Annotated in this window: 22 protein-coding genes; 3 read left to right on the forward strand and 19 right to left on the reverse strand. The window is 70.2% G+C overall.

Annotated features, from left to right (window positions below; translation table 11 throughout):
- Nucleotides 1-25 precede the first annotated feature (25 nt).
- Genes G569_RS0106285 through G569_RS0106320 form a run of 8 tightly spaced genes read right to left on the reverse strand, consistent with a single transcriptional unit; the run spans nt 26 to nt 5,056 of the window.
- Nucleotides 26-535: a hypothetical protein gene (locus tag G569_RS0106285; protein WP_028062787.1), complete on the reverse strand. Its 510-nt coding sequence runs from the start codon at nt 533-535 to the stop codon at nt 26-28.
- Entirely contained in the window at nt 532-1,050 is a 519-nt protein-coding gene (locus tag G569_RS46040; protein ID WP_053225940.1) for a redoxin domain-containing protein, read from the reverse strand. The genes G569_RS0106285 and G569_RS46040 overlap by 4 nt, the downstream gene beginning before the upstream one ends.
- Nucleotides 1,047-1,286 carry an anti-sigma factor family protein gene (locus G569_RS0106295; RefSeq protein ID WP_028062788.1) on the reverse strand — a complete coding sequence of 80 codons (240 nt, stop codon included), beginning with the start codon at nt 1,284-1,286 and terminating at the stop codon, nt 1,047-1,049. Before G569_RS0106295 ends, G569_RS46040 begins: the two co-directional genes overlap by 4 nt.
- Before the next feature lie 12 nt (nt 1,287-1,298).
- Nucleotides 1,299-2,060 (reverse strand): flavodoxin family protein, encoded by a 762-nt coding sequence (locus tag G569_RS0106300; RefSeq protein WP_053225941.1) that lies wholly within the window; start codon nt 2,058-2,060, stop codon nt 1,299-1,301.
- A 29-nt stretch (nt 2,061-2,089) separates the two neighbouring features.
- Nucleotides 2,090-2,368 (reverse strand): anti-sigma factor family protein, encoded by a 279-nt coding sequence (locus G569_RS0106305; RefSeq protein WP_028062790.1) that lies wholly within the window; start codon nt 2,366-2,368, stop codon nt 2,090-2,092.
- Nucleotides 2,365-3,024, reverse strand: coding sequence for an RNA polymerase sigma factor (locus G569_RS0106310; protein WP_028062791.1), 660 nt, complete (start codon nt 3,022-3,024; stop codon nt 2,365-2,367). Before G569_RS0106310 ends, G569_RS0106305 begins: the two co-directional genes overlap by 4 nt.
- 51 nt (nt 3,025-3,075) lie before the next feature.
- A complete protein-coding gene (locus tag G569_RS0106315; protein ID WP_028062792.1) occupies nt 3,076-3,489 on the reverse strand; it encodes a nuclear transport factor 2 family protein in 414 nt (137 codons plus the stop codon).
- 43 nt (nt 3,490-3,532) lie between these two features.
- The gene (locus G569_RS0106320) at nt 3,533-5,056 is read right to left on the reverse strand and encodes an HD domain-containing phosphohydrolase (protein WP_028062793.1); all 1,524 of its coding nucleotides are present in this window, start codon (nt 5,054-5,056) and stop codon (nt 3,533-3,535) included.
- An 86-nt stretch (nt 5,057-5,142) separates the two neighbouring features.
- Between G569_RS0106320 and G569_RS46045 the strand changes: the two genes are divergently transcribed.
- Together G569_RS46045 and G569_RS0106330 are read left to right on the forward strand one after the other, a co-directional pair.
- Entirely contained in the window at nt 5,143-5,661 is a 519-nt protein-coding gene (locus G569_RS46045; RefSeq protein ID WP_053225942.1) for an RNA polymerase sigma factor, read from the forward strand.
- Complete coding sequence (locus G569_RS0106330) at nt 5,658-6,872, forward strand: hypothetical protein (protein WP_028062794.1); 1,215 nt, start codon at nt 5,658-5,660, stop codon at nt 6,870-6,872. Before G569_RS46045 ends, G569_RS0106330 begins: the two co-directional genes overlap by 4 nt.
- Nucleotide 6,873: 1 nt before the next feature.
- Here the strand turns inward: G569_RS0106330 and G569_RS0106335 are convergent, their stop codons facing one another.
- The 9 genes from G569_RS0106335 to kdpF are packed head-to-tail and all read right to left on the reverse strand — an operon-like array spanning nt 6,874 to nt 15,309.
- Nucleotides 6,874-7,632 carry a MerR family transcriptional regulator gene (locus G569_RS0106335; RefSeq protein ID WP_028062795.1) on the reverse strand — a complete coding sequence of 253 codons (759 nt, stop codon included), beginning with the start codon at nt 7,630-7,632 and terminating at the stop codon, nt 6,874-6,876.
- A 5-nt stretch (nt 7,633-7,637) separates the two neighbouring features.
- Nucleotides 7,638-8,399: an ABC transporter permease gene (locus G569_RS0106340; RefSeq protein ID WP_028062796.1), complete on the reverse strand. Its 762-nt coding sequence runs from the start codon at nt 8,397-8,399 to the stop codon at nt 7,638-7,640.
- On the reverse strand, nt 8,396-9,154 hold the full coding sequence (locus G569_RS0106345; protein WP_028062797.1) for an ABC transporter ATP-binding protein: 759 nt from the start codon (nt 9,152-9,154) through the stop codon (nt 8,396-8,398). Before G569_RS0106345 ends, G569_RS0106340 begins: the two co-directional genes overlap by 4 nt.
- A 46-nt stretch (nt 9,155-9,200) precedes the next feature.
- On the reverse strand, nt 9,201-9,767 hold the full coding sequence (locus tag G569_RS0106350; RefSeq protein WP_028062798.1) for a putative universal stress family protein: 567 nt from the start codon (nt 9,765-9,767) through the stop codon (nt 9,201-9,203).
- Nucleotides 9,764-10,822 carry a histidine kinase gene (locus G569_RS0106355; RefSeq protein WP_028062799.1) on the reverse strand — a complete coding sequence of 353 codons (1,059 nt, stop codon included), beginning with the start codon at nt 10,820-10,822 and terminating at the stop codon, nt 9,764-9,766. The genes G569_RS0106350 and G569_RS0106355 overlap by 4 nt, the downstream gene beginning before the upstream one ends.
- Nucleotides 10,823-10,847: 25 nt before the next feature.
- A complete protein-coding gene (kdpB, locus tag G569_RS0106360; protein WP_028062800.1) occupies nt 10,848-12,920 on the reverse strand; it encodes a potassium-transporting ATPase subunit KdpB in 2,073 nt (690 codons plus the stop codon).
- A complete protein-coding gene (locus G569_RS0106365; protein ID WP_028062801.1) occupies nt 12,917-13,525 on the reverse strand; it encodes a potassium-transporting ATPase subunit C in 609 nt (202 codons plus the stop codon). The genes kdpB and G569_RS0106365 overlap by 4 nt, the downstream gene beginning before the upstream one ends.
- Nucleotides 13,526-13,528: 3 nt before the next feature.
- The gene (kdpA, locus tag G569_RS0106370) at nt 13,529-15,217 is read right to left on the reverse strand and encodes a potassium-transporting ATPase subunit KdpA (protein ID WP_028062802.1); all 1,689 of its coding nucleotides are present in this window, start codon (nt 15,215-15,217) and stop codon (nt 13,529-13,531) included.
- Between the two features lie 2 nt (nt 15,218-15,219).
- Nucleotides 15,220-15,309 carry a K(+)-transporting ATPase subunit F gene (gene kdpF, locus G569_RS60470; RefSeq protein ID WP_064750271.1) on the reverse strand — a complete coding sequence of 30 codons (90 nt, stop codon included), beginning with the start codon at nt 15,307-15,309 and terminating at the stop codon, nt 15,220-15,222.
- A gap of 172 nt (nt 15,310-15,481) precedes the next feature.
- Between kdpF and G569_RS0106385 the strand changes: the two genes are divergently transcribed.
- Entirely contained in the window at nt 15,482-15,664 is a 183-nt protein-coding gene (locus tag G569_RS0106385; RefSeq protein ID WP_028062803.1) for a hypothetical protein, read from the forward strand.
- Here the strand turns inward: G569_RS0106385 and gad are convergent.
- Both gad and G569_RS46050 read right to left on the reverse strand, forming a co-directional pair.
- Nucleotides 15,661-17,058 carry a glutamate decarboxylase gene (gene gad / locus G569_RS0106390; RefSeq protein ID WP_028062804.1) on the reverse strand — a complete coding sequence of 466 codons (1,398 nt, stop codon included), beginning with the start codon at nt 17,056-17,058 and terminating at the stop codon, nt 15,661-15,663. The two genes, G569_RS0106385 and gad, sit on opposite strands and share 4 nt — an antisense overlap.
- Nucleotides 17,059-17,068: 10 nt before the next feature.
- Complete coding sequence (locus tag G569_RS46050; protein WP_211232919.1) at nt 17,069-18,352, reverse strand: chloride channel protein; 1,284 nt, start codon at nt 18,350-18,352, stop codon at nt 17,069-17,071.
- Nucleotides 18,353-18,414: the final 62 nt, after the last annotated feature.

The following is an 18,414-nucleotide window of genomic DNA, read 5'->3' on the forward strand; positions in this document are numbered from 1 at the left end:
GCCAGTCCGCGTCACGGTCGGTTCGTTACGACGCCGCGTAGCGGTCCCAGGGCCATGGCTGCTCGCTCCCGTAGCGCTCGATCGTCGGTCCGCACGGGAGTGGGGCGCGCCCGATCAGACCCGCCTCGAGGCGGAGGATCCGCGCCGGGAAGATCCGCGCGAAGGGATCGTCTTCAAGCTCCGAGACGTTCCGCCGGGCCGTGAGGGCTCCCTCGAAGTGCGACGCGTCGGTCAGGAACGTCGTCACGGCATCCGGCGGCAGACCGGCGAGCACGCGACGGCGGGCGGACTGCACGGCGGGATCGTCGAACGGAAGGCGCACCCCGCGCGGTGGGCGGGCGAGCGAGATCCAGGTGGCGTCGCCGCCGGAGTCGACGACGCGGTCGTCGATCCGTACCGCCCCGCGCGTCGGTCTCGCCCGTTGGCGCCAAGCGGCCAGCCAACCGGCGGGGGTGCCGTCGAGCGTGAAGGCCGCGGCGACGGCGGTCGCCCGTTCGGGGGCGGAGTCGACGAGGTCCAGCCAACACCAGCTCATGCCGTGGGCGCCTCCCAGTCGGTGCGCGTCGCGGCCGCGATCGCGCGCAGGTCGTGGCGCAACTCATCCATCGTCGGACGTCCCCAATACCAGTAGCCGTCGTAGGCGGCCTGGATGCGCAGATCCGGGAAGAGCGTGAACACCGTCGGCGCGTACGGGTCGTGGACGGTGTCGGTCGTCTCGCGCAGGCCGAGTTCGCGCTGCACCGTCCGTTCGGGGTCCGAGAGGAAGGTCCAGAGCGCGCCGATCCCGGCCCGGAACGCGGCGTTGACATCGGGGCGATCGACGCTGATCGAGATCATCCGCGAGTAGGCGACCTCGACATCGTCCTGCAGGTCTAGGAGGCGCCGGAGGTACGCCTGCTCCTTCGGGCACCACCAGCCGCGGTAGAAGTGGAGGATCGTCGGGTCGCCGGCGATCAGCTCCGAGAGTTGCCGCCGGTTGCTCGCGTGGTCGGTGAGGGTGAAGTCCGGGAAGGTGGTGCCCGGCGCCAGACGTTGGAGTGCGGTGTTCACGTGTCGTCGTCCTTCGTGTGCCAGTCATGGAACGCGTCGAGCAGGCTCGCGACCTCGGGTCGCCGCTCGAGCGCGGCGACGTCGTTGGCGAGACGGAGCGTCACGCGCATCTGCGCGACGTAGTGCTCACAGCCCGGGCAGACCGCGAGGTGGGCCTCGAACCGCTCCCGATCAGCATCATCGAGGGAGCCGTCGAAGTAGTCGGTGACGAGCTCAACGAGCTCCTGGCACGTCATGCCGGCGCCTCGTCATCGGCGGTACTCCGGGTTGGGATGGTCGGGGTGTGACAGGTCCCAGTCGTGCGTGGAGTTGCCGTACGCGGGCACGCCGCCGGCGTCCTTGAGCATGCGCGCGTAGTGCAGGATGTTCCACGTCATGAAGACGGTGTTGCGGGTGGTCCAGGCGTTCTCGGGACCGCCGCTGCCGGGGTCGGAGTAGGAGTCGCCGGGGCCCGCCTCGCCGTTCCAGTAGGCGTCGGACTGCGGGGGGATCGTGAGCCCGATGTGCTGCAGCGCGTAGAGGACCTGGGCGCTGACGTGCTTGCCGCCGTCCTCGTTGCCGGTCGTCACGACGCCGCCGACCTTGCCGTAGTAGGACCACTGGCCGGCACCGTTGACCTCACCGGAGTACGCGTACAGGCGCTCGATGATCGTGCGCGTCTGAGAGCTCTGGTCGCCGAGCCAGATCGGCCCGGCGATGAGGATGATGTCGGCCGGCTCGACGAGCTCGCGGTAGATGCGCGGGAAGTCGTCGCGCTCGTAGCCCTGGGTGGTCATGTCGGGCCACACACCGGGCGGGATCACGTGATCGACGATGCGGATGGCGTCGACCTGGACGCCGACGCGTTCGAGGATCCCCCGCGAGACGGCCAGCAGGCCGTCGGTCTGGCTCGGCTCGGGTGAGCGCTTGAGCGTGCCGTTGAACACTACGGCGCGCAGGTCGTCGTAGCTGGTCGTCGCGGCATCGGCCTGGCGGTCGATGAACTCCTGGATGGCGGCAGGGATCGGCATGCCAACCAGTCCCGCCGATGCGGCGAGCGTTACGGCTCGTCGGCGCGCTCGGCCTGGTAGGCGCGGAAGACCGTCATCAGGTCCTCGACACCGGCCTCCGGCACGTCGTCGAGCTTCAACGACCCGGTGAGGCGCCTGGTCTCGCGCATCTGCTCGAGGTAGGCGACGCACGGGTCGCAAAGGCTGAGGTGGTGCTCCAAGGCACGCCGCCGGCGCGCGGGAAGCACCCCCTCGAGGTAGTCGGTCACGAGCTCGACGAACTCGATGCACGGAACCTGGCGCGGCGCGCGCCGCAGAGAGAACGTCACGCGGAAGTCACCTCGTCGCCAAGGTAGCGCTCGAGCGCCGCGCGGACCTTCGAGCGGGCGCGATGCAGCAACACGCGCTGATTGCCGTGCGAGAGCCCGAGCAGCTCGCAGACCTCGTCGGAGTCCCACCCGTCGACGTCGCGCAGGCGGATCACCGCGCGCTGGGCCGGCGGCAACCCTTCGATGGCCGCGTCGACCCGTTCCAGCGTCTCGCGTGACAGCAGCCGCTCCTGAGGCAGCGTCTCCCAGCGTGGCGGCGGCGCGGCCCACCCACCGGGGTACTGATCCTCAGGGCCGCGGAACCGGTCAGGATCGACCGCGGGCTCGTCGCCGCCGATGTCGGCCGCGACGAGAGCGGAGAACGGCACGGTCCGCGCCTCACGCTCGCCGCGGCTCTTCGCACGGTTGCTGAGGATCCGGAACAGCCACGTCTTCAGCGTCGAGCGTTCCTCGAACCGCTCGAGTCCCTTGATGACGGCCAGCCACGTCTCCTGAACGACCTCCTCCGCCGCCTGGCGGTCCCGCACGTGCAGGCGCGCGACTCGCAGCATCGTCGCGCTGTAGCGCTCCACGAGCGTCCGGAACGCGAGCTCCTCGCCGCATCGCAGGCGGGCGAGCAGTTCAGCGTCCGGATCGACTGAGACCGGCGTGGACACGGCAAGCGTGACGCTATACCGGTCCGCGCCGGCGCGCCACCGACGGCGCGCTCAGGCCCAGAACGCCGTGACCTCCCCCGGGTCCCCGATGTACTGGTCGAAGCTGCGGATGCGGTCGCCGTCGATGACGCACAGGAGCATCTGCTGATCGTCGAACGCGCGCCCGTCCGGGCGCCGGCCGCTGACGCGCATGACGGCGGCGACGCGACCCTCACCGTCGGCCATGAGCGTCTCCGGGACGGCCCGCAGCGTGCCGGCCGTCAACTGGCCCGACTCGCCCAGGAACGCCATGATCCCGTCGCGCCCGTGGTGGACGCCGCCGAGTCGATCGTCGTTGCGGTGATTCCAGGTCGCGTCCGGCGCGAGGCGCTCGGCGAACGTGGCGAGGTCGCCGCGGGCGAACGCGTCGAAGAGCGCTCCGACGACGGCGAGATCCGCGGTTGCGGAGGACGTGGTGGTGGTCATGCGGCAACCGTAAGTCGCGCTTGCGGCCCGGGCTATCGACTGTTCAGTCGATCTTCGGACCGATCAGCCCGTGGCGCATCGCGAACATCGCCAGCGCGGCCCGGGTCCTGACTTCGCATTTCGCGTAGATGTGGACCGTGTGCGTGTGGACCGTCGAGGGCGAGATGATGAGCTCCGCGGCGATCTGGCGCTTCGTCGCCCCGGCGACGAGCCGGCGCAGGACGTCCAACTCGCGTTCGGTGAGCTCGGCCGGCAGCGGCGGCAACGCGGGCGGAGGCTGGCCGGCAGCCTCGAGGACGGCGCGGATCGCGTCGCGGTCGAGTGGCAGCCCGGAAAGCACCCGCGAGGCGTCCGTCGCGTTGAGTGCGGGGCGGTGTGGGCGCGGCTCGCGGAGCGCGTGCAGGACGTCAGCCGCAGCGAGCACGCACGCCGCGGGATCGAGCTCGGACGCGTGCACGCCCGCCGGGTAGCCGGACCCGTCGGGGCGCTCGTGGTGCCGGCTCGCGACAGCCCCGAACGGCGCGAGCACCGGTGAGCGGGCGAGGACGCGTCCGGTCTGGTACGGGTGCAGGCGCACCAGTTCCCATTCCTCCGGTCGCAGCGGCCCGGGCCGTTCCCACACCCCGGTCGGGACGGCCACGCGGCCGAGATCGTGGAGCAGGCCGGCCCGATAGACGAGGGACGCCTCGACCGACCCGACACACGCCGCCGCGGCTCGCGCGAGCGTTGCCACACCGCGCGAGTGGCCGTGGAGCCACGGCGTCTTCAGATCGGCGGCGTCGCCGAAGGCGGCGAGGGCGTCATCGAACCCGGCGGCGTCGCGAAACTGCCGCCGTGGCGCCGGCTCGGCGTCCACGACGGCCGACCAGACGTCATCCGGGCTGGACATCCGCAGCAGCTCGCCGGGTGCCTCGAGGAACACGGCTGCGATCGAGGGGTCCAACGCTCGCCCCGACCACCGCGCGACCATGCTCGTCGCGGCCGCCTCGCCGCCGACGGCGTCGAACATGACCGCCGCGTAGCCGACGCCGGCGAACCGTGCCGGTTGTGCGATCTCCGCACCGGCTCGTCCCGTCGGCACGCCGCGCCCGTCGAAGCGCTCGAATCCATCGAGAACGGCACAGGCCACGGCCTCCCCCAGCCGCAGGCGGCGCGTCAGGTCGGCACCGACCTCGCAGTCCGCCCGCGCGCCCTCGGCCATCAGCTTCGGCACCGCGGGGGCGCGAGCGACCATCCGCAGACGACCCGCTCCGGTCGCGAGACTCGCCAGGAGCCGCAGCGCCTCCACCGGCCGCGACGAATCGATGAGATCCCCGCGAGCGCGAACCACGATGTCGTCGCCGCCCAGCGTCGCCGCGAGCTCGTGGGACGTCGCGGCGCAGCCGGCGAAGCGCAGCAGCGCCGTGTAGTAGACGTCCTGCCGATCGGCGTCGTCCAGGCCCGCCCGCCGCGCCAACTCCGTTGCCAGCAGGCACGCGCGCATCGCCTCGCCGGGCGGGTGCCCACGGGTCAGATCGCTCGTCACGGACAGCGCGGCCACGACGCCGCCGATGCCGACGGGCTGCATCACGCGCCAAGCCTAAATCCACGAGACGTGCGGACGCGGCCTTGAGTGTGTAAGTACCGGGGTACGATCGGACACCACCCTCATAGATGAGGACGGTCGAGGACCTCTACCGCGCGCATGCCAGACATGTCCTGGCCTACGCGCTACGCCGTACCGACGCGGCGACGGCGGACGACGTCGTCTCGGAGGTGTTCCTGATCGTGGAACGACGGCTGGAGGACGTCCCCGCCGATGCGCGACCCTGGCTGTACGGCGTGGCGCGGAGGGTGCTCGCCAACCAGCGCCGGGCAGCCGGACGCCGGAGCGCCCTGCACGACGCGCTCGGCGTGCTGGTCCGTGACCGCGCGCCGGCGGCGCCTCCGGCCTTTCCGGCCGACGTGCCGCTCCTCGAAGCCCTGGCGGCGTTGCGTGCCGACGACCGCGAAGTGCTGATGCTGACCGCGTGGGAAGGGCTCGACGCGGCCGCTGCCGCCGCGGTCCTCGGCTGCTCCACGGCCGCCGTGCACACCCGCCTGCATCGCGCGCGTGGACGGCTGCAAGTCGCCCTGGACCGCCTGGGCGGCCGGACACCAGTGACCACGACGGCCGCGAGGACGACGAGATGATCGACCTGCTCGACGAGCTGCGCGACGCCAACCCGATCGACCCGGACCGGGTGGAGGTCGCGCCGTACAGCTCGTCCCGCTCGCCGCGGCCTCGACCGCGGCGGGCCTGGCGCCTCGTCGTCGTCGCCGCTCCCATTGCGGTCGCGCTCGTCGCGGCGCTCGCGCTGATCCCGGGCCGTGCGACGAAGCCGGGCGGGCCGACGCTGGCCGCACGGGCCTACGCGGCGGTCACCAAGCCGGGCGTCGTGCACTGGCGCACCGCGCTGCGAACCCACGTGAACGGCCAGGGCCACACGCAGACGATCACCGAGGGCTGGTCGCACAACGGCGTCACCCACATCCTCATGTGGGAGCTTCACAACCACAAGCCTCGCCTCGTCATGGACACGCGCAGCGCCGGCGGGCGCACCGCGACGTGGACGGCCAACAGCGACACGATCCTGCGCGGCAAGGCCGTTCCGACCGGCAGCGACCCGAACACCCTGGGCGATCCGATGGCGATCTTCCGCCGGGCCTACAGGGCCGGCAAGCTCGCGCCGCTCGCGCCGAACCGCCTCAAGGTCGACCTGCCCGGCCGCTCCGACAACGAGGGCGACTTCACCGCCTACTACGACATGGACCCCAAGACCGCGTTGCCGCTCCGCTACGTCCTGGCCGGACGGGACGGAGACACGACGACGGTCCAGATCCGGGTCTACGAGACGCTCCCCTTCACCGACGCCACGAGGGCCAAGCTCCGGATGCTCGACCACCCGGCGCCGGCGTCGGCCACCACGAGCGCCGAGGAGCACTTCGCCGTCCTGCGCCACGGTCCGCGCCCCACCGGCGACCTGGCGGCGGCGGTCGAGCAACTGGCCGAGCGTCAGCGCTTCGACGCGAGCGCGGCCCGTCAGGTCGCACCCGGTTACGCGCTCGTGCCCTCCAAGGACGGGGTCTGCCTCGTCTCCGTCAACGCCGGCGGCGCGGGCGCCGGCTGCGTCGGGCTGACCTACGCGCTCAGACGCGGGATCGGCGCCGGTGTCCCCAACCCGCGTCCGGTCCCGACGAGGAAGGGCCAGCCCCGGATGGAGGCCGGAATCCGTCTCGTCGTGCCCGACGGCGTCGTCGCGGTCAAGACGCGCTTCCACGGCAAGTGGACCCGTCGTCCCGTCCGCGACAACTACCTGCGCATCCCCCGCTTCTCGGGACAGTACGTCTTCGTGAGAGGCTGAACTAGGGCAAGCGTTCGATTCGGGTCCAGCCCTTCCAGCCCCGCTCCTCCAGGATCTCGAGGAGCCGCTCGGCGAGCGGTGAGGACTCGACCGCGGTGGCGTCCAGCAGGTCGACGAACGAGTCCTCGAACGGGTCCGTGCCCACCTGGCCCGCGTCCATCGCCCGGATCATGAGGCGCTCGAGGATGTCGGCGATCTCCGAGATCCGGGGGTCGTCGGCCGGCCAGTCGATCGCTTCGCTGAGCAGGCGGTAGAGCTCGACCATGTCCGGGTCGTCGAGCTCTTTGTGCTTGGAGGCGATCACCGACTCGATCTGGTCCGGCACCTGGGCGGCGATCATGATCCAGCTGTCCCGCTCGAGCTCGATGTAGCGCTCGTCGACGCCCAGACCGCGGAGGCGGTCGAGGTAGTCCACGACGCCCTGCGGGAGCGCCAGGTGCTCGCCGGCGGCGAGCCTGGCGATCCGCCGGCGGTTGCCCTGCAGACCGCGGATCTCGGCGCGCAGCTGTTTGTCGATGTCGTCGATGCTGCGCGCGAACTCGTCGGGCCCGGCGTCGAGGAGCTCCTGTACGCGGGCCAGCGGGACGCCGGCGTCGGCCAGGGTGCGGATCCGGATCAGCCGCACGACCGCGGCGGCGTCGTAGTTCCGATAGCCGGAGTGGTCGCGCTCGGGCTCCGCCAGCAGCCCGATCTGGTGGTAGTGGCGGACCGCCCGGACGGTGACCCCGGCGTACGCCGCCAGACGGCTGATCGTGAGCATGGCCGTCAGGCGATCTTCCGGCGATAGGTGAGCATCGCGAAGCCGTAGGCGACGAGGAGGACACCGGCGCACCAGCCGAGGGCGACCCAGATGTCGCTGCCGACCGGCTGGCCGGCGAACAGGCTGCGCATCGCGTCCACGATCGACGTGACCGGCTGGTTCTCGGCGAACGCGCGCACCGCTGCGGGCATCGACTGGGTGGGGACGAAGGCCGAGCTGATGAACGGCAGGAAGATGAGCGGGTAGGCGAACGCGCCCGCGCCCTCCACGGTCTTCGCGGTGAGCCCGGGAATCACCGCGAGCCAGGTCAGCGCGAGCGTGAACAGGCCCAGGATGCCGCCGATCGCCAGCCAGGCGGTCACGCTCGCTCCGGAGCGGAAGCCCATGACGAGGGCGACGAGCACGACCACGACGATCGAGATGAAGTTGGCGACCAGCGAGGTCAGGACGTGCGCCCACAGCACGCCGGAGCGCGCGATCGGCATCGACTGGAAGCGCTCGAACAGCCCTCCCTGCATGTCCGTGCAGAGCCTCACGGCGGTGTAGGCGATGCCCGACGCGATCGTGATGAGCAGGATGCCGGGCAGCATGTACTCCACGTACGAGTCCGAGCCGGTGGCGATCGCGCCGCCGAACACGTAGACGAACAACAGCATGATCGCGATCGGCGTGACGACGGTCGTGATGATCGTGTCGACGCTGCGCGTGATGTGCTTCAACGACCGTCCGGTCAGGGCGGCCGTGTCGGAGAAGAAGTGCGTCGTCATCGGTCGTCACCCACGAGCGCGAGGAAGACGTCCTGGAGGGTCGGCTGCTTCTCGACGTACTCGACCTGCGCGGGCGGGAGCAGCTGCTTGAGCTCGGCGAGGGTGCCGTCCACGATGATGCGGCCCTGGTGAAGGATCGCGATCCGGTCGGCCAACTGCTCGGCCTCGTCCAGGTACTGCGTCGTGAGCAGCACCGTCGTCCCGCCGGCGGCGAGCTCCTTGACCGCCTCCCACACCTCGATGCGGCCTTGGGGGTCGAGCCCGGTCGTCGGCTCGTCGAGGAAGATGACCGGCGGGTTCCCGATGAGGCTCATCGCGATGTCCAGCCGGCGCCGCATGCCACCGGAGTAGGTCGCCACTCTCCTCCCCCCGGCGTCGGTCAACGCGAACCGCTCCAGCAGCTCGTCAGCGATCCTTCCGGGGTCCTGGAGATGCCGCAACCGAGCCATCAGTGCGAGGTTCTCGCGCCCGCTGAGGACCTCGTCGACGGCCGCGAACTGGCCTGTGAGGCTGATCGACTCGCGCACCCGCGCCGATTGCGTCGCGACGTCGAACCCGTTGACCCCGGCCGCTCCGGCATCTGCCTTCAGCAGCGTGGACAGGATCTTCACGACCGTGGTCTTGCCCGCCCCGTTGGAGCCGAGGAGGGCGAAGATGGTCCCTCGCGGGACACCGAAATCCACGCCGCGGAGCACCTCCAGCTCGTTGAACGACTTCTGCAGTCCTCGTACTTCAATCGCGAGATCGTCTGGCATTGCAGAAGTGTGTGGGGTTTACGCAGCGTCAAGGTCAAGCCCGTTCTCAGAAATGTCCCTTGACGGCCTCGCCGGTGACGCGGCGGTCGTCCGAGAACCCCGGACGCAGGATCAGCACTTCCGCGGGAGCGCGCTCGAGCAGCCAGACGAGGTCGTCGCCCGAGAGGCCGGTGCGCGTGTCGCCCGCGGCGGGGACGATCACCCGGTCGACGGGTTCCTCTTCGAGCAACAGTGCGAGGGCATGCCGGTAGGTGCGGCCGCGCCCGATCCGGGCGTCGACCGGGATCTCGGCGCTCGCTGCAACCTGTTCGATCGCCTCGAGCAGCGGCATGCCGATGCCACACTGACCAGGGACGGCCGCGTCGAGTGGGAGGTGGCGCGGGACGGTGGCCAGGAACGCGGGCACGAGCGTGGCGTCCTCGGCCCGCGCGAGACGGAGTGCGGCGTCGAGCGAGCGGCGCGAGATCGCGGTGCCGGTGAAGGGCAGCAGGATGCGCCGGACGCGTCCGGCGCCGGCGTTGCGGCGCGCTCGGCGGTGGCGCGCGTACGCGAAGCCCCCGACCGCACCGAGCACGATCGCCACCAAGGCGACGGCGACGTCGTAGACGCTCATTTCTCCCTCCTGGCTGCGACGATCCGGACGTCCACGCCGCGAGGGGCTACCTGCATCAGGCGCTGCGGCAGCGGCTCACGGAGACGCCGGAGGCCGCGACGCGGCGGTGACTCGCCGACGAGCACGTATGTGGTGCCGCGCTCGCGGATCTCGTCGGCTGCCGCGGCGACCACATCGTCGGACTCGCGCACGATCATGTGCGCGCCGAGCACCGATGTCAGCTGGCGCAGGGCGGCGAGCGCGCGGGCGCGCTCCTCGTCAGGTGCGCGGCCAGGCGGCTGCACCCACAGCACATCGAGCTCGGCACCGAGCCGCTGCGCCGAGCGCCAGGCGCGGCGGACGAGCCGCTGCGCGGACGGCTGCGGCTGCACGAGCGCGAGTAGGCGCTCGCCGACCGCCGGCGCCGGGGACATCTCGTCGCGGCGCGCGACGACCTCCTCCGCGGTCTGGCGCAGCGCCGCCTCGCGCAGCGCGACGAGGTTCTCGATCCGGAAGAAGCCGTTCAGCGCCGCGTCGATGCGCGCCTCCGGATAGACCTTGCCCTCGCGCAGCCGCGCGAGCAATGCTTCAGGCGTGACGTCGACGAGGACGATCTCGTCGGCGCGCTGGAGGCTCTGGTCGGGCAGCGTCTCGCGGACGCGCACCCCGCTCATCTCGGCGAGGGTGTCGTTGAGCGACTCCAGGTGCTGGACATTCAAGGTCGAGAAGACGTCGATCCCCGCTTCGAGCACGTCCTCGACGTCCTCGAAGCGCTTCGCGTGCTCGACGCCGGGCGGGTTGGTGTGGGCGAGCTCGTCGATCAGGCACAGCGCGGGCGCGCGGCGCAGGATGCCCGGGAGGTCCATCTCCTCCACGGTCACGCCGCGATAGGAGATCGAGCGGCGCGGCACGATCTCCAGATCGGCGACGAGTGCGGCGGTCTCGACGCGCCCGTGGGTCTCCACCAAGCCGATCACGGTGTCGCGGCCGTCGGCCGCTCCCTCCTGGAGCATGCGGTAGGTCTTGCCGACGCCCGCCGCCATGCCGAGGAACACCTTGTGCCGCCCACGGGCCATCAGAGCGCCCGGCGCGTGGGCATCGTCACGCCCCCAGGAGGTTGTGGACGATCAGGTCGATCAACTTGATGCCGACGAACGGCGCGATCAGGCCGCCGACGCCGTAGATCAGCAGGTTGCGGCGCAGCAGAGCGGTCGCCCCGACGGCGCGGTACTTGACGCCGCGCAGCGCGATCGGGACCAGCAGCGGGATCACGATCGCGTTGAAGACGATCGCGGAGATGATCGCCGACTGTGGTGTCCCGAGGTCCATGACGTTGAGCTTCGCCAGCGGGCCTTGGGATGCTCCCGGTGCGGCGTAGGTGGCGACGAAGATCGCCGGCAGGATCGCGAAGTACTTCGCGATGTCATTGGCGATCGAGAACGTCGTCAGCGCGCCGCGGGTGATCAGCAGCTGCTTGCCGACCTCGACGATCTCGATCAGCTTCGTCGGGTTGGAGTCGAGGTCGACCATGTTGCCGGCCTCGCGGGCGGCCTGGGTGCCGGTGTTCATCGTCACGCCGACGTCGGCCTGGGCGAGCGCGGGGGCGTCGTTGGTGCCGTCGCCGGTCATGGCGACCAGGCGGCCCTGCTCCTGCTCTGACCTGATGAGCTCGAGCTTGCGTTCGGGCGTGGCTTCGGCGAGGAAGTCGTCGACGCCGGCCTCCTCGGCGATCTTGGCCGCCGTGAGGCGGTTGTCGCCGGTGACCATGACGGTGCGGATGCCCATCGCGCGCAACTGCTCGAAGCGCGCCCGCATGCCCTCCTTGACGGTGTCCTTCAGGTAGACGACGCCGAGGATCTGGGCGTCGCGGGCGACGGCCAGCGGCGTGCCGCCTTCGCGCGAGATGCGATCGAGGACCGGCGCCAGCTCGGACGGCGCGGCGCCGCCCTCGGCCTCGACCCACTTGACGATCGCCTCGCCCGCTCCCTTGCGCAGCCGCGTCCCATCGGTGTCGATGCCACTCATCCGCGTCTGCGCGGTGAACGGGACGAACTCGTGGGTGCCGAGCTCACGCTCGCGGATGCCGAACTGCTTGGCCAGCACGACGATCGAGCGCCCCTCGGGGGTCTCGTCGGCGAGCGATGCCATCTGCGCCGCCTCGGCCAGCTCGACCTCGCTCACGCCCGGCATCGGCACGAACTCGGCGGCCTGGCGGTTGCCGAGCGTGATCGTGCCGGTCTTGTCGAGCAGCAGCACGTCGACGTCGCCGCTCGCCTCCACGGCGCGGCCGCTCAGAGCGAGCACGTTGCGGCGTACGAGCCGGTCCATGCCCGCGATGCCGATCGCGCTCAACAGCGCGCCGATCGTCGTCGGGATCAACGCGACCAGCAGCGCGATCAGCGTCGTGGTCGAGATGTCGGTGTTCGCGAACTCCGCGAACGGCTTCAGCGCGACGATCACGAACAGGAAGATCAGCGTCAGCCCCGCGAGCAGGATGTTGAGCGCGATCTCGTTCGGCGTCTTGCGCCGCTCGGCGCCCTCGACCAACGCGATCATCCGGTCCAGGAACGACTTGCCGGGCTCCTGCGTGATCTCGACGACGATGCGGTCGCTCAGCACACGCGTGCCGCCGGTCACCGCGCTGCGATCGCCGCCGGACTCGCGGATGACGGGCGCGGACTCGCCGGTGATCGCGGACTCGTCGACCGAGGCGATGCCCTCGATCACCGTGCCGTCGCCCGGGATCACCTCGCCGGCGGTGACCACCACGGTGTCGCCGCGCTGCAGTTGCGACGCGGGGACCTCGCCACCGCTCGAGAGCCGCGCGGTCGTCTCCGCCCGCATCGAGCGCAGCGACGCGGCCTGCGCGCGGCCACGGCCCTCCGCCAGCGCTTCGGCGAGGTTGGCGAAGACGACCGTGAGCCACAGCCAGACCGCGATCGTGAACGTGAACCACCCCGGGTCCTTCGAGCCCAGGATCCACGCGATCGTCGTGATCGCCGCGCCGACCTCGACCACGAACATGACCGGGTTGCGGACCTGCACGCGCGGGTCCAGCTTGGCGAACGAGTGCCCGATCGCGGGCCAGAGGATCTCCGGCGTGAACAGCGACTTCGACTTGCGCGGCGTGCCCGTGGGCGGCGCCGGGGCGGGGGGATGTGCGAGTGCGGTCATCGGCCGAGTGCCTCGTTGAGCTTGGTGGTGTTGACGCCGGGCTCGCCGAGCAAGCCGAGGAAGCGCCCGTCGGTGTTGTCGTCCACGAGCTGGTTGACGCGCTCGAGCGAGATACCGCGCACGGCGGCGACGCGACGCGCCTGGATGCGTGCGTTGTCGACCGAGATGTGCGGGTCCACGCCCGAGCCTGAGGTCGTGACGGCGTCCGCCGGGACCTTGGCGTTGGTCAGGCCGGGGTTGTCAGGGCCGTTGAGCGCGATGTACGCGGCGAGCTGGTCGCGGTAGAAGTACCGCGCGCTGGACTGGTTCGGCCCGCGGTTGGAGAAGAAGGTGCCGTTGGCGTTGTAGCCGGTCTGCGACGGGCGCGGCTGGAAGTAGCGCGGATCGGGTTCGGTGACCTCGTTGCCGTCGGCGTCCTTCTTGGGCTGGCCGTTGGCATCCAGGACCGGCTTGGTCCACGCCTTGGCGATCAGGTCGGGGTTGCCGTCGGCGTTCTTTCCGAACGCGACCTGCGAGATCCCCGTGATCACGAGCGGATAGACGAGCCCGAGCAGGACCGTGAAGACGACCACGGCCAGAGCTGAGGTGATGAAGTTCCGTTTCATGGCTTAGAAGAGCTGGTTGGTCATGCCCTGGACCACCGGTCCGAGCAGCAGGGCGGGGAAGAAGGTCAGCGCGCCGATCAACACCACGACGCCGATCAGCAGCCCGGCGAAGGTCGGCGTGTCCGTGCGCATCGTGCCGAGGCCCGCGGGTGCCACACGCTTCTTCAGCATCACGCCGGCGACGGCGAGCGTGAAGACGATCGGGATGAAGCGCGCGAGCACCATCGTCATGCCGCCGAGCAGGTCGGCGAACGTGATGCCGTGGGCGCCGATGTTCCCGGGCGTCGGCTGGAAGTAGCCCGTGTAACCGGCGAACGCCGAGCCGTTGTTGTTCGCCTGTGACATGTAGGCATACAGCGACTCGCTGAAGCCCTGCGGGCCGGAGGCATAGATCGACGGGGCCCCGTACTTCGAGGCGGTCGCGAGACTGGTGGCGACGAGGATCGCGAGCGGCGTGAACAGGAGGCCGAGCACGATCAACTTGATCTCGCGCGCCTCGATCTTCTTGCCCAGATACTCCGGCGTGCGCCCGACCATCAGGCCACCGATGAAGACGGCCAGCAGGACGTAGAGGAGCATCGTGTACAGGCCCGTGCCGACGCCGCCGAACACGCTCTCGCTGTAGGCGAGGTCGACCATCGGAACCAGGCCCCCGATGCCCGTCAGCGACTCGAACGCGGAGTTGACGGCGCCGGTCGATGTCACTGTGGTCACCGCGGTCCACAGCGCGGAGGGCGCGGTGCCGAAGCGCACCTCCTTGCCCTCCATGTTCGCGCCGACGATGCCGGCCGCGTGCTGGGCGGGGGTGACATGTGACTCGGCGATGTACACGACGATCACCGAGATCGCGAACAGCACGAACATCGCGCCGAAGATCGTCCAGCCCTGCCGGCGGCTGCCGACCATGCGGCCGTACGTGAACGTCAGCGACGCCGGGATCGCGAGCATCGCCAGCGTCTCGAGGAAGTTCGTGAGCCCGTTCGGGTTCTCGAACGGCATCGCGGAGTTGACGTTGAAGAACCCGCCGCCGTTGGTGCCGAGTTCCTTGATGATCTCCTGCGAGGCGACCGGGCCCCAGTGCGAGAGCGACTGGACCACGCCCTGAGACGCGAGCACGAGCGCGCCGACGATCGAGATCGGCAGCAGCACGTACAGCAGCGACCGGGTCAGGTCCTGCCAGAAGTTGCCCAGGCCGGTCGCGCCGGTGCGGCGCGCGGCGATCGCACGGATCAGGGCGACGGCGACGACGATGCCGACCGCGGCCGAGACGAAGTTCTGCACGGCCAGGCCGGCCATCTGGCTGAAGAACGACAGCGTGGTCTCGCCGCCGTAGTACTGCCAGTTGGTGTTGGTGATGAACGACGAGGCGGTGTTGAACGACAGGTCCCAGGTGCCCGAGTGAAAGCCATCGGGATTGAACGGGTGCAACGTCTGCGTGCGGAGAATGAGGTAGAGCGCGAACCAGAACAGGCCGGAGAACACGAGCAGCGCGCCCGCGTAGGACTTCCAACCTTGGGTGCGCTCGACATCGACGCGGAGGACGCGGTAGACGAGCCGCTCCAGCGGCCCGACCACCGGGGTGAGGAACACGCGCTCGTTCGTGAACACGCGAGCCATGTAGCCGCCCAACAGCGGCACGATCGCGATCAGAACGGCGCAGAGGAAGATGATCTGAATCCAGCCCTGGAGCATGGCTAGAAGCGCTCCCCTCGCAACAGCGCGTAGAGGAGGTAGACCGCCAGGACGGCGGAGACGATCAGGCCCGCGAGGTCGGCGGCGCTCATATGCGGTCCACCAGCTCGATCAGGCCGTAGAGCGCGATGAAGGCCACCAGGGCCAGTGCGACGGCGACGAAATCCATGCCACCGATCGTGGATCGCGAGCGGTCAAGCGCCCATTCAGGTTCCGCCCACGCGTATACAGATTTCGTAAAGGACGGTGGGAGCCCCCGGAGTCGTGGTTCTCCGCGATCGGCATCTGTGGCATCGGCGGGTCGTCGACCGCCGCGAGATCCTCAAGGCGGCTCCCGCCCACCTACGCGATCGACGACCTCGTCATCGACGACTCGGCTACGCCGCCGAGTTCTTCGGGCTGCCGCGCGACCGGACCGTCATCGTCGGCTCGCACATCGACGTCTAGTACCCGGTGCCGGTCTTGACGCGTTGCCGGTCGCGGGGGTGTAGTCCGCCCTTGTGACTCAGCGTCTCGCACGCCTCGTTGATGTCGTCGGCCAGGGTGCTCGCCAGCGTGTGGCCGAGCGTCAGCTTGACCAGTGCGCGCATGATCGTCACGTGCTGCGCGTTGGGCGGGAGCGTGTACGCGGGCACCATCCAGCCGCGCTCCGCCGCCAGTTGTGAGGCGACGTCGAACTCGTCGTAGTTGTGGTCGCCCTCGAGCTGGAACGCGACGAGCGGGAGTTGCTCCGCGTCCGGGTCGCCGACCAGGCGGAAGTCCCCGCAGGTGGCGATCCGCTGGGCGAGCGCCCGCGCGTTCGACTGCATCGTCTCCATGATGTAGCGGTAGCCGTCGTGGCCGAAGCGGACGAAGTTGTAGTACTGCGCCAGCACCATCGACGAGCCGGTGGAGAAGTTCAGCGTGAACGTCGCGTCCGTCTTGCCCAAGTAGTTCTCGTAGAAGACGAGGTCCTCGGCGAGGTCCGAGCGCTCGCGGAAGATCAGCCAGCCGATCCCAGGGTAGACGAGGCCGAACTTGTGGCCCGAGACGTTGATCGAGCGGACCTGCTCGAGCCGGAAGTCCCATGCCGAGTCGGGATACAGGAACGGCCACACGAAGCCGCCGCTCGCGGCGTCGACGTGCAGCGGGACGTCGAGGCCCTTCTCGTCGCGCAGCCGGATCAGGAGGTCGTTGATCCCGACGATGTCGTCGGCATGGCCCGTGAAGGTCGTGCCGAGGACGGCGGCCACGCCGATGGTGTTCTCGTCGACGTGCGGTTCGACGTCCTCGGGCCCGATGACGTACTTGTCGGGCTGGAGCGGGATGATCCGCGGCTCGACGTCGAAGTAGCGGCAGAACTTCTCCCACACGACGTGCACGTCGCCGCCGAACACCAGGTTCGGGCGCGTCGTGTCCTTGTTGGCCGCCTCGCGCCGCTGCCGCCACTTCCACTTCAGCGACAGCGCGCCGAGCATGATCGCCTCCGACGATCCCTGCGTGCGGGCGCCGGTCGTCTCCCCGGGGGCGTGGAAGAGGTTCGCCAGCATCCGGATGCAGCGCTGCTCGATCTCCGCCGTCTGCGGGTACTCGGCGTGGTCGATGAAGTTGCGGTGCAGGTTCTCGGCGATGATCCGCTGCGCCTCGGGCTCCATCCACGTGGTCACGAATGTGGCGAGATTGCGCTGCGGGATGCCGTCGAGCACGAGCTCTTCGCCGATCAGTCGCATCGCGTCGACCGCGAGCATCCCGTGTTGGGGGAGTTGATGGTCGGGCGCAGGCTCGAGCAGGAAGCGGTTGCCGTACGCCAGGGCGAGCTTCTCGAGCTCAGCCGTCAGCGGAATTTCGTCTTGTGCGGCCATTTCGGCGACACTAGGCCTGCGCGGTGACCTCCGCATCCCCCGCATCGGATGACTCGCGTGAGAGCGCGAGCGTGGTGATGAGCGCGACGGCGACGCCGACGATGACCAGCGGCTCGACCCCCTTGCCCGCTCCGCCGCTCAGCGCGACCGCGAGCAGGACCGAGGACAGCGGCAGGCGCAGGACGGCGACGAGCGCGGCACCCATGGCGACGGCCACCGCCGGTGTGAGCGCGAGGCCGGGCAGGTGCGAGGCGAGGACGCCGGCGGCGGCGCCGAGGAACAGGCCCGGGAACGTCGGCCCGCCACGGAACCCCGCGAGCGACACGCTCCACGCCAGTCCTTTGAAGGCGATCACCAGGATGAGCGCCCCGATCGACCAGGTGCTCGCCCCCGCGACGAAACCGGTCAGCTGATCCTGGCCCGAGAAGAGCACCTCCTCGGACCCTTTGTCGGTCAACTGCTCGAACGCGATCGCCAAGCCGGCGATGACGATCCCGGCGGCCGGGAGCAGGATCGTCCGCCGCTGTGCGAGCACCGGCAGGAGCGCACGCGCGCCGCCGAAGATGACGAAGCACCCGGCGGCGACGGCCACCGCCAGCGGGACCGTCCAGATGAAGTCGCCGACCCCCGGACGCGGGAAGTCCGGCAGCGTCAGCACACCGAGCGCGTAGTCCTTCGAGCTCAGCCCGGTCCATGACCCGACGCCGATCGTGACCAGCGAGCCGATTCCGGCCGCGAGCAGGCCGACCGGCACGATCACCATCAGGCGCTTGCGATCGAGCCCGGCGGCCTCGATCAGGATCACCGCGCCGACCAGCGGCGAGCCGAAGATGAACGACACCGCGGCGAAGCTCCCCGCCGCCGCCATGACCGCTCGCACCTGGTCGGGGGAATCTTGCTTGATCAGTTGCACGGCGAGCAGGCCGAGCCCGCTTCCGAGTGCGATCAACGGCGCTTCGGGCCCGAGCACGACGCCGAGCGCGATCGTCGCCACGGCCGCCAGCAGCACGCCGGGCAGTTCGATCGGCTGGGTCGACGAGGTCGCGAGGCCGCCCGCCGGCGAGTGGCCGCCCGTCCCCGGAAGCCGCTCGATCGCCAGCGCGGTCACCAACCCGGCGATCGCGAGGACGGGCAGCGGCCACCAGGCGGGCGCGCCGTTGTCGTAGCCGAGCTCGCGCGGCAGGTCGGTGAAGACGCCCTCCTGGAGTTGGTGGATGCCCTCGAGCAGACCCCACGACGCGAACGACACGACCAACCCGACGACCGCAGCGACGACGAGGAGCCCCAACAGCATCGCCGGGCGCATAGGTGACGACATCGGCGAGATGGTGATGGCGACGGCCGCTCTCAACATCA

The organism is Solirubrobacter soli DSM 22325 (assembly GCF_000423665.1).
In the GTDB taxonomy this organism is placed as follows: Bacteria; Actinomycetota; Thermoleophilia; order Solirubrobacterales; family Solirubrobacteraceae; genus Solirubrobacter; species Solirubrobacter soli.